The following is a 12,524-nucleotide window of genomic DNA, read 5'->3' as shown; positions in this document are numbered from 1 at the left end:
GCCGCTGCCCCCACGGGGAACAGCGGCTGACAAGACGAAAAAGGTGAGGATCAGGCCTCGGCAGAAGCCTCTTCGCCCTCGCCCCCGGCCTCCTCGCCCGCGGCCTCCTCGGCCTGCGCGGCCAGAACCTGGAGGACCACCGCGTCCTCCTCGACGGCCAGCGTGACGCCGTTCGGAAGCTTCACGTCCTTGGCGTGCACCGCGTCACCGGCCTGAAGACCCTCCACGGACACCGTGAAGCTCTCCGGGATGTGGGTCGCCTCGGCCTCGACCGGCAGCGCGTTCAGCACGTGCTCCAGCAGGTTGCCGCCCGGCGCCAGCTCGCCCTCGGCGACGATCGGAATCTCGACGGTGACCTTCTCGCCCCGCTTGACCAGCAGCAGGTCGACGTGCTCCAGGAAACCCTTCAGCGGGTCACGCTGCACGGCCTTCGGGATCGCCAGCTCGTTGGCCTCGCCGTCGATGTCCAGGGAGATCAGGACGTTCGGCGTACGCAGCGCCAGCAGCAGGTCGTGGCCCGGGAAGGTCAGGTGCAGCGGCTGGGCACCGTGGCCGTACAGCACACCGGGAACCTTGTTGTCACGGCGGATACGACGGGCGGCACCCTTGCCGAACTCCTTGCGGGTCTCGGCGGTGAGCTTCACCTCGGACATACGGATCACTCCTCGTAGGAACTAGGAACGGACGTGGTCACCCGGCCACGAACGGCCTGCTACGAAGAGCGCGTCGATAACGGACCGCCGTACCCCGTCGCAGAACGGACCACGGCCTCCCTCGCCGAGCAACTGCACCAGAATACTCGGCGAGGAAGGCCACAGAGAAGTTGATCATCAGCGCCCTCCGGGCGCGGGCGATCGAGCAGAGGCTTACTGCTCGTCGAACAGGCTCGTCACCGACCCGTCCTCGAACACCTCACGCACCGCACTCGCGATCGTCGGCGCGATCGACAGAACCTTGATCTTGTCCAGGTCACGCGCCAGCTCACCCGGCGTCGGCAACGTGTTCGTGAACACGAACTCACTCACCCGCGAGTTCTTCAACCGATCCGCCGCCGGACCCGACAGCACACCGTGCGTCGCCGTCACGATGACATCCTCCGCACCATGCGCGAACAGCGCGTCCGCGGCGGCACAGATCGTCCCACCGGTGTCGACCATGTCGTCCACCAGCACACACACCCGGCCCTTGACCTCACCCACGACCTCATGGACGGTCACCTGGTTCGCCACGTCCTTGTCCCGCCGCTTGTGCACGATCGCCAGCGGCGCACCCAGCCGATCGCACCAACGGTCCGCGACCCGCACCCGGCCCGCGTCCGGCGAGACCACCGTCAGCTTCTCCCGATCCACCTTCCCGCCCACATAGTCGGCGAGCAGCGGCAGCGCGAACAGATGATCCACCGGCCCGTCGAAGAAGCCCTGAATCTGGTCCGTGTGCAGATCGACGGTCAGAATCCGGTGCGCACCCGCCGTCTTCATCATGTCCGCGATCAGACGCGCCGAGATCGGTTCACGCCCACGGTGCTTCTTGTCCTGCCGCGCGTAACCGTAGAAGGGCACGATGACCGTGATGGAGCGCGCCGACGCACGCTTCAGCGCGTCAATCATGATCAACTGCTCCATGATCCACTGATTGATCGGAGCCGTGTGGCTCTGGATCACAAAACAGTCCGCGCCACGCGCCGACTCCTGATACCGGACGTAGATCTCACCGTTCGCGAAGTCGAAGGCCTTCGTCGGGACGACCCCGACACCCAGCTGGTGGGCGACCTCCTCGGCAAGCTCGGGGTGGGCGCGGCCGGAGAAGAACATCAACTTCTTCTCGCCGGTCGTCTTGATCCCGGTCACAGCACTGTCTCCTCAGAGGTGTCTCAGCTGGATGTTGACACGACGTCTCAACCGAGATACGTCGTCTCAGCTGGTGGGTGCGGGTGTGCACTTATCACGGTACGCCGTCCCGGACGGACCTGTTTCCGGTCAGCCTTCGCCGTCCGACTCCCGGGACGCCGCCTCGGCCGCCTTCGCCGCCGCGCTCCCCGGACGCTTACGAGCCACCCAACCCTCGATATTCCGCTGCTGACCACGGGCCACGGCCAGCGAACCGGGCGGCACATCCTTCGTGATCACCGACCCGGCGGCCGTATAGGCACCGTCCCCGACCGTGACAGGAGCCACAAACATGTTGTCCGACCCCGTCTTGCAGTGCGAACCGACGGTCGTGTGGTGCTTCTGCTCCCCGTCGTAGTTCACGAACACGCTCGCGGCACCGATGTTCGTGTACTCACCGATCGTCGCGTCACCGACGTACGACAGATGCGGCACCTTGGTGCCCTCACCCACGGAGGCGTTCTTCGTCTCCACATACGTACCGATCTTGGCCTTCGGCCCCAGCCGCGTACCGGGCCGCAGATAGGCATACGGCCCCACCGTCGCCTCCGGCCCGACCTCCGCCCCCTCGGACACCGTGTTGTCCACACGCGCACCGGCCCCGACACGGGTGTCCTTCAAGCGGCTGTTGGGCCCGACCTCCGAACCCTCACCGAGATGCGTCGCACCCTGCAGCAGGGTGTTCGGGTGCACGAGGACATCCCGCTCGAAGCTCACGGTCACATCGACCCACGTGGAAGCGGGGTCGACGACGGTGACGCCGGCGAGCATGGCGGCGGTCAGCAACCGGTCGTTGAGGATGCGCCGCGCCTCGGCGAGCTGCACACGGTTGTTGATCCCGGCGATCTCACGGTAATCACCGGCCACCGAGGCACCGACACGGTGCCCGGCCTCACGCAGGATCCCGAGGACATCGGTCAGATACTCCTCGCCCTGACTGTTGTCCGTCCGCACCTTGCCGAGAGCGTCGGCGAGCAGACGCCCGTCGAAGGCGAAGACCCCGGAGTTGATCTCCCGAATCGCCCGCTGCTCCTCGCCGGCGTCCTTGTGCTCCACGATCGCGGTGACCGCACCGGATGCCGGGTCCCGCACGATCCGCCCGTACCCGGTCGCGTCCGGCACCTCGGCGGTCAGCACGGTGACGGCGTTGCCGTCCCCGGAGTGCGTACGGGAGAGGTTCTTGAGGGTCTCGCCGGTGAGGAGGGGAGTGTCACCGCACACGACGACAACGGTCCCGTCGACGGCACCCCCCAACTCCTCCAGGCCCATCCGGACGGCGTGACCGGTGCCGTTCTGCTGCGCCTGGACGGCGGTGCGTACGTCGGGGGCGACCTCGGCGAGATGAGCGGTGACCTGCTCGCGGGCGTGCCCGACGACCACGACGAGGTGCTCGGGCTCCAACTCACCGGCGGCGGCGAGCACATGGCCCACGAGGCTGCGTCCGCAGATGTCGTGCAGGACCTTGGGTGTGGCCGACTTCATACGGGTGCCCTCACCCGCTGCGAGTACGACGACGGCTGCCGGGCGAATGGCGCTCACGGGATGCCCTTCGGCTGTGGAGGGGGTGTGGACAACCGCAGGATACCGGGGTGGGTGCGGGGGGAGATGAGAGCGGGTCCTGACCTGGCTAGGTCAGGACCCGAACTGAAGGGTGACGCACTGTGGCTCCCCCGCAAGGATTCGAACCTTGACCTGCCAAGACCAAAACTTGGTGTGCTGCCTGGTTACACCACGGGGGACAGTGCCTCAGACCTTACCGGAGTCGCGCGGTGGCGCCAGCAGCTATTCCGTTCCACCAACCTTCAATGCGGCAGTACAGCTCGGCTCCTTGCCGGACTCGTACGACAAGGCAGCCGCAATAGTCGTCGCCGATGTTCTTGCGAACGGTCTTGGGGTTGTGCTTCTTGAGCGTGGTCCGTTGCAGAGCGGACACGTCGATGCCCATGGGATCGGCCCAGTACTGCTCGGCGCCGGCCACGTCTGCGCTCTCGTGGATCATGACCCGGAACCCGAGGCGCTCGCGCGCCACACCCAGCAGGTCGAGCCAGGCAAGGAAGACGTGGATCACCGCCGGGTCGCTGTTGACGAAGTTGACAACTTCGCGGCGCCGGTACGGCTTGCTTTTCTGCCCCTCGGCCCAGTAGAGCGCGATTCCGGCCATGAACAGGTCCCTGTCAGTGAGCTCTCCGATCTCCTGTGCAGCCCCCTCCTTGACCCGCTTGCGCTCCTCGTCCTGCGCGTTGCGCAGGCGCGCCAGCCCGGCCTGCATGAGCTCCCGGTGCTCCTCCGGCGTGTAGCGAGGCTCCGGCTTCGGGAGATCCCGCACCCACAGCGACACAGAGGTCCTGGAGCACCCCAGCTCCGCCTCGATCTGGTCGTACGTCCAGCCCTGGAGCCGCAGCTCCCGTCCGCGCGCCCGCAGGTCGTCCTTCGCGTTCGGCCGCTTCGTCCACGCCGGTGGTGGCTCCCCCTTCACCAGCTGGTTGAGGATGTCGTTGTTGAAGATCTTCAGCTCGTCGCGGATCTGCCGAAGGCTGTAGCCCGCCCGCCGCAACGCGACCGCCCGCTCCCGGAGGCCCTCGAAGTCCGCGTACTTGCCAGATGAATGTGCCATACGCATACCGCCCAGCCGGAATAATCCATTCCGGGGGTGAACGTTCGTGGATCGCCTGTTCGAGGGATTCCGGCCGGTTTCGTTGCCGTTCGGCTACGGACTGTGGTGTGGCCAAGTCGTGGAAACTCGCCGGAAAAGCGAAGGCCACCGCCCGTAGGCTGGGAGGCATGACCACGACGGGGGAAGCGCGCGCCGAGGGCCTGACCGGGCCGTGGTGGTGGGCGAGATGGCGTAGTGCGGTGCTGGACGGGACGCTTGCGCTGGTGTCCGCGGTGGAGTGCGGTGCCGAGGGGGTGCCGTTCGCGCGGGACGCGGGGATTCCGGTGGCCGCGGGGGTGGTCTTCGGTGTGCTGGCCGGTTCGACGCTGCTGTTGCGTCGGATGTGGCCGATTGCCGTCGTGCTGGTGTCGATCGCGATCTCGCCGGCGCAGATGGGTTTCCTGCTGACCGTCGTCGGCCTGTACACGCTCGCCGCGTCGGAGCTGCCGCGCCGGATCATCGCGGCGCTGGCGGGGATGTCGCTGCTGGGGACGCTGGTGGTGACGTTCGTACGGGCGCAGCAGGACATGACGCGGGGCGAGGTGTCGAATCTCGGGGACTGGTTCGTCCCGTTCATTTCGATCACCGCTTCGCTCGGGGTGACGGCTCCGCCGTTGCTGCTGGGCCTGTATGTGGGTGCTCGGCGTCGGTTGATGGAGAGCCTTCGGGAGCGGGCGGACAGTTTGGAGCGGGAGCTTCAGTTGCTCGCTGAGCGGGCGGAGGAGCGGGCCGAGTGGGCGCGTAATGAGGAGCGGACGCGGATCGCGCGGGAGATGCATGACGTTGTCGCGCATCGGGTGAGTCTGATGGTGGTGCATGCTGCGGCCCTTCAGGCTGTGGCTCGGAAGGATCCCGAGAAGGCCGTGAAGAATGCCGTGCTGGTGGGGGACATGGGGCGGCAGGCGTTGACCGAGTTGCGGGAGATGCTCGGGGTGCTGCGCAGTGGGGACGGTGGCGCGGGGCGGCGTGAGGGGGCGTCGGTGCCGTTGGCGGCGGTGGGGGCGGCCGCGGCTGTCGCTGCGGCGGCTTCGCGGGCGGTCGCGGACGAGGAGGGTGCGGTGGGGGAGGGGCCCTGCCTGTCCGAGCTGGACGAGTTGATCGGGCAGTCGGCGGCCGCGGGGATGGTGGTCGATCTGTCGGTGGAGGGGGAGGCGCGGGCGTATGCGCCGGAGGTGGAGCAGACGGCGTATCGCGTGGTGCAGGAGGCGTTGACGAACGTGCACAAGCATGCGGCGGGGGCGAAGACGCATGTGCGGTTGGCGCATCGGGTGTCGGAGATCGCGATGCAGGTGGAGAACGAGCCGCCGCCGGAGGTCTCGTCCGCGTCCTCGGCCCGGTTGCCCTCGGGGGGCAATGGGCTGGTGGGGATGAGGGAGCGGGTCGTCGGGTTGGGTGGGGTGTTTGTGTCCGGGCCGACGGACGCGGGGGGTTTTCGGGTGTCGGCGGTGATTCCGGCGTCGTAGGCGTCGTGGGAGAACGGTCTCAGCCCGCTGTCAGGCGTACCGGTTCCATGCCGGAGACCAGGCCGGTGAGGGCCTTGTCGATGTCGGGGCCGAGGTACCAGTCGCCGGTGTGGTCGAGGGCGTAGACGCGGCCTTCGGTGTCGATGGCGAGGAGGGCCTGGGTGTCGGGTTCGGCGCCGAGGGGGCTGACTTCGGTGTCGAGGGCGCGGCCGAGGTCGCCGAGGGTGCGGGCCATGTGGAGGCCGTGCAGGGGGTCGAGGTGGAGGCTCGCGGGGGCTATCTGGCGGCCGGGTCCGGTGGGGGTGATGTGCAGGCCGCCGAATTCGGCCCAGGCCTCGACCGCGGCGGGGAAGACGGCGTGCCGGTGGCCGGCGGGTGAGGTGTGGTCGCGGAGGGTGTCGGCCCAGATCTCGGCCTGTTTGATGTCCCAGCGTCCGGGGTGCCAGCCGGCGGCGCGCAGGGCGGCGTCGACGGGTACGGCGAAGCGGGTGGTGGAGGTGCGGTCGGTGTGCATCGGCCCCTTCGTTCGTCGTGCGTGCGTGTGTCTTGCTGTGGGTCAGTGCTTTGGCGTGGGGTCGACGATGCGGACGCCGAAGTGGGCGCTGAGGGCGGTGCAGGCGCGGCAGGGGGCGGCGAAGCTGCCGTGCAGGGGGTCGCCGTCCTCGCGGATGCGGCGGGCGGTGAGTTTGGCGTGTTTGAGGGCCTTGCGGGCTTCGCCGTTGGTCATGGGTTTGCGGGCGGCGCGTTTGCTGCGGGCGGCGTCGGCGGCGGCGATGTGCCGGGAGATGAGGATGGCTTCGGCGCAGCGGCCGGTGAAGCGGTCGCGTTGGGCGCTGGTGAGGGTGTCCAGGAAGTCCTGGACGAGGGGGTGGAGCGGTGGGGGCTGGTCGCCGCGGGCGGCGGTGCCGGTGAGGGTGGCGCCGCGGACGGAGAGGGCGGCGGCGACGGTCGGGAGTATGCCGTCGCGGCGGTGGCGGAGGGTCGGCGCGGGGCGGGTCTCGGTGGCGCTCCAGCCGATGCGCGGGTCGCCGGATGTCCCGGCGTGTGCTCCCGTTTGCGTCGCGTTCATGATCGTTTGTTCCCCTCCGTGCATCCCCCGTGCATCCCCCCGGCGGACACAGAGTGCCAAATGCCGTGGCCGGTGCGGAAGCTGGGGCACTGCGACACGCCCGGGTCGGGTCGTGCTGTCACGGTGGGGTGACGGCTGGTCACCGTGGGCGGAGTGAGGGTTTCCGGTGCTGTGACGTTCGCCGGTGACCGGTTTCGTCGTACCGCATAGGCTGTCGGCACCGCGATGCGCGGTCAACGCGTTGGAGACAGTTGATACGGGGCGTAGTGGGCCGAAGGGTTCGAAAGGCTTCGCTACGGGCCGTACCAGAGTGCCGCAGGGGGCAACCGCCATGACGACAGGTCGGCTCGGGCAACAAGCCGCGCCGCCGAACGCGGCCTATGCCGGGCAGGTCGTGCATTTCCCGGATCCGGTCCGGGCGGCCCGTCACCCGAGAGGGGTACGGGTGGACGAGCGCGGCTACCCCGACTTCTCGCCCTATGCGCGTGCGGCCGCTGAGATCGCGGAGCCGCCGGCGGGTTTCGGTGTGGACGAGTTGCGGCTGACCGACTATGTGTCGGCGAATGCGGCGCTGTCGGCGTCCGGGCACGAGTTGTGGGACACGGTGTCGCCGGTGGCGACTCCGCACGGGTGGACGTGGCATCACGTGGCGGGTTCGCGGCGGCTGGAGTTGGTGCCGGTCGAGGTGAAGGCGTTGCTGCGGCATCACGGTGGGATCGCCACGGCCGCGGTGGATCAGGTGAAGCGGGGGACGCGGCCGCTGCAGGAGACGCGGCCGGCGCATTTCGGGTTGCCGAAGTCGGGTCTTGCGGTGACGGAGGCGCAGGTGCAGGGGGTCGAGGAGGACCTCGGGTACCGGTTGCCGGGTGCGTACCGTTCGTTCCTGAAGGTGGCGGGTGGGTGTGCGCCCGTCGGGACCGCGCTGGACGCGGAGTTGGGGCTGCTGATCGACCAGCCGTTCTTCACGGTGCGGGACGAGGCGGCGGTCAATGACCTGGTGTACGTGAACAAGTGCCTGCGCGACCATCTCACCAAGGACTACTTGGGTGTGGGGTTTGTGCAGGGTGGTCTGCTGGCCGTGAAGGTGAAGGGCGAGCGGATCGGTTCGGTGTGGTTCTGCGCGTACGACGACGCGCGGGACGTCGATCCCTCGTGGTCGCCCGCGGAGCGGGTGGAGCGGTTGCTGCTGCCGTGCGGGGAGGACTTCGACGTCTTTCTGTCGCGGCTCGCGGGGTCGCCGCCGGAGTTGGAGACGGTGGCGAATCTGATGGTGGACGGCGGTTTCGCGCGGGCGGTGGATGTCTCGTCCTCGGTGTCGGTGGGGGAGTGAGCTGACGATGGTGACCTTCGCGCAGGCGCAGGAGCGCGCCGAGGAGTGGATCAACGGGGATGTGCCGTCGTATCAGCACCGTGAGGTGCGGGTGCGGGAGTTCGAGCTCGGGTTCGTGGTGTGGGCCGAGGACCGCGCGGACGGGCCGCGTGCGGACGGGGGCGGGCAGCGGCTGGTGATCGCGCGGGACAGCGGAGAGGCCACGTTGTGGCCGTCGCTGCCGGTGGGGGAGGTCATTCGGCGGTACGAGGAGGAGTACGGGCGTCCGGACGGGGCTTCGGAGACGCCGGCGCCGGCGGTTGCGGAGCGGGTGGATCTGAATCAGACGTCGTTCTTGTTGAGTCCGCCGGAGTGGTTGCAGGAGGCGGCGGACAGGTTGGGGATTCCGGATCGGCGGGGCGCCGGTTCGGGTTCGGGTGCGGGGGCCGGAGGTTCGGCTGCTGGTGCTGCTTCTGGTGGGACGGGCGCCGCGGGTAGTGGGGTGGCGTGGCCTGCTGCCGGGGGCAGTGCTGACGGGGCGTCGGAGCCTGACGCGGGTTCGGGGGCGCGTGTCGGGGCGTCTGCGCCGGGGGCGCCCGCCGGGGCGACTCCCTGGGCCGGGACGGACACCAACGCCGACGCCGGTGAGGACCGTTCCGTGCCGTTGCCGGAGACGGTGTTCGCGCCGCCGTTGAGTGGGGCCGATGAGGAGGAGGCGGCGCCGGTGGCGCCACCGGAGGCGCGGACGGCGTTGATGGCGGGGGGGAGCCAGCTTCCGCCTACGGCGGTTGCTCCGGCGGTCGGTGAGATCGGTGAGATCCAGGAGACCGCTGGCTTTGCGGGTGCCGCTGGGCCGGGTACGCCGCCGCCTCCGTCGGTGCGGGAGACGCCACCTCCGGGGGCTCCGGGTGCTTCCGGTGGCCCTGGTGCTTCAGGTGGCCCCGGTGCCGCCGGTGCCCCCGGTGGGCCGGTGAGTCCCGTTCCTTCCGCTGCTCCGTCAGGTGGGCCGTTTGTTCCTGGTGGGCCGAGTGGGCCAAGTGCTCCTGGTGCGCCAGGCGGGCCAGGCGGGCCAAGTGCTCCCGGTGGGCCGGTTACTCCCGGTGGCCCGGGTACCCCGGCGTACGGCTATCCGCAGGCGCCGGGCGTGCCGCAGTCGTCGGCCGGTGCGGGGCTGCCGCTCGCTCCGGACGCCGGGGACATCGCCGACGCGGCCACGAGCAAGGCCGCGCCTCCGCCGCGTCGGGGGCAGGGCGCGACGCCGCCTCCGCCGCCGGGTGCTCCGGGTGCGCCGGGTGTGCGCCCGGGGAGTACGCCTCCGCCGCCCGGTGCTCCGGGTGCGCCGGGTGCGCCGGGTGCGTCGGCGGGTGGATACGTGCCCACGCAGCTCGTGTCGTCCCTCGGGCCCGACGGTCCTGAGGGGCCCGCAGCCGGTCCGGGCGCGCCGCAGGCGCCGGGTGCGCCGACTCCGCCCGGGCCCCCGCAGCCGCCGGGAACTCCGGGCACGCCGGGCGGTACCCCTCCCGGCGGTGTCCACCATGCCGCGACGATGCTGGCCGACCCTGGGCAGTCGGGCCCGGGTGGGGGCGCACCGCAGCCTCCGGGCCCGCCTCAGCCTCAGCCTCCGCGTGCGCCTGGTGCGCCGGGCGCGCACGGCTCGGCAGGGGGCGCGCGTGGGGCCGTGCACCATGCGGAGACCGTGCTGGCCGCGCCTCCCGTGGGCGGGCCCGGGACGCCTCCGCCCCCGCAGGCCCCCGGCACGCCCCCGCCCCCGCAGGCCCCCGGCACGCCCCCGCCGCCGCAGGCCCCCGGCACGCCCCCGCCGCCGCAGATCCCGGGCGCTCCGGGCGCTCCTGGTGTCCCCGGCATGCCCCCGGCGCCGGGCGCGATGCCGCCGCCGCACGCTCACCCGGCGCCCGGTCGGCCGCCGATGCCGGGACAGCCGGTTCCGGGTCAGCCGGTTCCGGGTCAGCCGGTTCCGGGTCAGCCGGTTCCGGGTCAGCCGCCGGCGTACGGCTACCCGCAGCAGGGGCAGCCGACCGTCGGCCCGGGCTATCAGGCCGTACTGCGCTACCGCGCGCAGGACGGTTCGGAGCAGCAGCTGATCCGGCGTTCGGCGCCGGGTACGCCGCACCCGGAGTGGCAGATCTTCCATGAGCTGCGGGCGATGAACGTGCCGCCGGACCAGGTGCTGGAGCTGCACACCGAGTTGGAGTCGTGCGAGCTGCCGGGCGCGTACTGTGCGCGGATGATCCGTGAGCAGTGGCCGCAGGCGCGGATCACGAGCATCGCGCCGTACGGCACGGATCACGCGAGCCGTCAGCAGGGTATGCAGCAACTGCTCGCGCACCAGGGCGAGTTGCATCAGGTGGCCGACGGTCCCGCGCGCCCCGCGCCGGTGCGTGCGCCGTTGCCGCCGGTGCAGCCGGCTCCGCCGATTCCGCCGGAGGGTGTGGCGCAGGAGCTGGCGGGGGCGTTCGGGCCGGGTGTGTTCCGGTTCGAGCAGGCGGCGGTGTCCCGGCAGGGTGTGCCGCCGGTCGTGGCGCACACGCTGGTGGTGGCCGGACTGCCGCTGGACATGGGGCCGTTCTTCTGGGCGCAGGCCCAGCCGGGGCGGCCGGTGCCGACGCTCGCGGAGCTGGCGCAGGAGCGGGGGGTGCAGCCGGCGTCGGACGCGGGCTCGTACCTCGTCATGGGCAGCGACTTCGGCAAGGCGATCTGTGTGCAGTACGGCACGGCGCACATCGTGGCCGTGCCGGTGGAGGCCGGGCCGGGCGGTGCGCCGGTGCCGCCGCAGTTCGTGAACACCGGGCTTCCGGAGTTCGTGCGCTGTCTGGCGCTGCTGGGGCGGATGTGGCGTCTGCGGTTCGGGCTGAACCAGGAGCAGGCGGGGCGCTGGACCGTCGACTTCCAGGCCCAGTTGGCCTCGCTCGATCCGGCGGCGCTGGGTTCGCCGGAGAGTTGGTGGTCGGTGCTGCTGGAGCAGATGTGGGACGGGTTGTTGTGACGCGGGCGTCGCGCTGACGCCGTCTGCGGGAAGGGCCGGGCCCGGTCGTGTGACCGGGTCCGGCCCTTCTGTTTGGCTGTCGGCTGCGGAGTGTCGGATTATGACCACTTCTGTCCGATACATCAAAATATGCGCTAAATCGACATCGTTCGAGGGGTTCCGGAATGAGCAGCGCATCCGTGTCGCCGCATGGCTTTGTGACAGTCCGGGGGCGCGGTTACCGCCCCGATCAGGTCGATGCGTACGCCGAGGCGTTGTCCGAGGATCGTGACGCCGCCTGGGAACGGGCCGCCCGCCTCACCGTCCTGGCCAGGGAGATGGAGGAGGAGGTCGAGCGGCTGCGGGTGGCGGTGGCCGAGCTTCCGGCGCAGACGTACGAGGCGCTCGGGGAGGGCGCTCGGCGCCTTTTCCAGATGGCGCAGGAGGAGGCCGCGGCGGTACGGGAGCGCGCGCGGCGCGCGGCGCAGGAGCAGCTTGCGCAGGCCGAGGCGTACGCCGAGGGCGTGCGCCGGGCGGCGCAGGACGAGGCCGACGCGCTCCTGGCGGAGGTCGAGGAACGTGCCCGGCACCGGGTGCTCGCCGCGCAGGCCGAGGCGGACGAGATCCGTATCGCCGCCCGGCGCGAGGTGAAGGAGGGCCGCACCGAGGCGCTGTCGGCGTTGCGCGAGGTCCGGCAGCGCACCGACGCGATGCTGGCCGAGCAGGAGAAGGAGCACGCCGAGCGCTGGGCCGCGGTGGAACGCGAGGCCGCGGAGGGTGCCGCCGCCGTGGACGCGCAGCACGCCGAGCGGGTCGCGCGTGCGGAGGCCGCGCTGTCCGAGGCGAAGCAGGAGTTCGCCGACGCCGAGCAGGCCGACCGGCGTCGGCAGGAGGAGGCGCGGGCGCTGGCCGCCGAGGTGCTCGCGCAGGCGCGGATGCGTGAGGACCGTATCGCCCGTGAGACGGAACGGGTGTTGCGGGAGCACGGGGAGCGCTGGGACGACGTACAGGCGCACATCGACCACGTACGCGACAGCCTCGCGGCGCTGACGGGCGGGCGCGCCCCGGCGGAGTGAACACCGCCGGGGCGTCCCCGTGCGGGGTCAGCCCTTCCTGCGCACGAACACCGCCGGGGCGTCCCGTGCGGGGGCAGCCCTTCCT

Annotated in this window: 10 protein-coding genes and 1 tRNA gene; 4 read left to right on the top strand and 7 right to left on the bottom strand. The window is 70.8% G+C overall.

The window, feature by feature from the left end; all coding sequences use genetic code 11:
* Nucleotides 1–50: 50 nt before the first annotated feature.
* The 5 genes from KWI83_RS29810 to KWI83_RS29790 all read right to left on the bottom strand — a co-directional run bounded on the left by KWI83_RS29810 (nucleotide 51) and on the right by KWI83_RS29790 (nucleotide 4,500).
* Nucleotides 51–653: a 50S ribosomal protein L25/general stress protein Ctc gene (locus KWI83_RS29810; protein WP_218517479.1), complete on the bottom strand. Its 603-nt coding sequence runs from the start codon at nucleotides 651–653 to the stop codon at nucleotides 51–53.
* Nucleotides 654–866: 213 nt separating this feature from the next.
* On the bottom strand, nucleotides 867–1,847 hold the full coding sequence (locus tag KWI83_RS29805; protein ID WP_218517478.1) for a ribose-phosphate diphosphokinase: 981 nt from the start codon (nucleotides 1,845–1,847) through the stop codon (nucleotides 867–869).
* Between the two features lie 129 nt (nucleotides 1,848–1,976).
* On the bottom strand, nucleotides 1,977–3,425 hold the full coding sequence (gene glmU / locus KWI83_RS29800) for a bifunctional UDP-N-acetylglucosamine diphosphorylase/glucosamine-1-phosphate N-acetyltransferase GlmU (protein ID WP_218517477.1): 1,449 nt from the start codon (nucleotides 3,423–3,425) through the stop codon (nucleotides 1,977–1,979).
* A 123-nt stretch (nucleotides 3,426–3,548) separates the two neighbouring features.
* Nucleotides 3,549–3,625 (bottom strand) — tRNA-Gln (locus tag KWI83_RS29795).
* Between the two features lie 14 nt (nucleotides 3,626–3,639).
* Entirely contained in the window at nucleotides 3,640–4,500 is an 861-nt protein-coding gene (locus KWI83_RS29790; RefSeq protein WP_218517476.1) for a hypothetical protein, read from the bottom strand.
* 167 nt (nucleotides 4,501–4,667) lie between these two features.
* On the opposite strand from KWI83_RS29790, the gene KWI83_RS29785 reads away from it, so the two are divergent.
* Nucleotides 4,668–6,002 (top strand): sensor histidine kinase, encoded by a 1,335-nt coding sequence (locus KWI83_RS29785; RefSeq protein WP_218517475.1) that lies wholly within the window; start codon nucleotides 4,668–4,670, stop codon nucleotides 6,000–6,002.
* Nucleotides 6,003–6,021: 19 nt separating this feature from the next.
* Here the strand turns inward: KWI83_RS29785 and KWI83_RS29780 are convergent, their stop codons facing one another.
* Together KWI83_RS29780 and KWI83_RS29775 are read right to left on the bottom strand one after the other, a co-directional pair.
* Nucleotides 6,022–6,516 (bottom strand): SUKH-3 domain-containing protein, encoded by a 495-nt coding sequence (locus KWI83_RS29780; RefSeq protein ID WP_218517474.1) that lies wholly within the window; start codon nucleotides 6,514–6,516, stop codon nucleotides 6,022–6,024.
* 42 nt (nucleotides 6,517–6,558) lie between these two features.
* Nucleotides 6,559–7,071, bottom strand: coding sequence for a YwqJ-related putative deaminase (locus KWI83_RS29775; protein WP_218517473.1), 513 nt, complete (start codon nucleotides 7,069–7,071; stop codon nucleotides 6,559–6,561).
* Nucleotides 7,072–7,402: 331 nt separating this feature from the next.
* On the opposite strand from KWI83_RS29775, the gene KWI83_RS29770 reads away from it, so the two are divergent.
* The 3 genes from KWI83_RS29770 to KWI83_RS29760 all read left to right on the top strand — a co-directional run bounded on the left by KWI83_RS29770 (nucleotide 7,403) and on the right by KWI83_RS29760 (nucleotide 12,439).
* Entirely contained in the window at nucleotides 7,403–8,401 is a 999-nt protein-coding gene (locus KWI83_RS29770) for an SMI1/KNR4 family protein (RefSeq protein WP_218517472.1), read from the top strand.
* Between the two features lie 7 nt (nucleotides 8,402–8,408).
* Nucleotides 8,409–11,384, top strand: coding sequence for an SUKH-4 family immunity protein (locus KWI83_RS29765; protein ID WP_218517471.1), 2,976 nt, complete (start codon nucleotides 8,409–8,411; stop codon nucleotides 11,382–11,384).
* A 164-nt stretch (nucleotides 11,385–11,548) separates the two neighbouring features.
* Nucleotides 11,549–12,439: a cellulose-binding protein gene (locus tag KWI83_RS29760; RefSeq protein ID WP_218517470.1), complete on the top strand. Its 891-nt coding sequence runs from the start codon at nucleotides 11,549–11,551 to the stop codon at nucleotides 12,437–12,439.
* Nucleotides 12,440–12,524: the final 85 nt, after the last annotated feature.

Source organism: Streptomyces sp. TRM70350 (genome assembly GCF_019219825.1).
Classification (GTDB): Bacteria; Actinomycetota; Actinomycetes; order Streptomycetales; family Streptomycetaceae; genus Streptomyces.
This window is presented reverse-complemented; position numbering and strand designations above follow the sequence as displayed.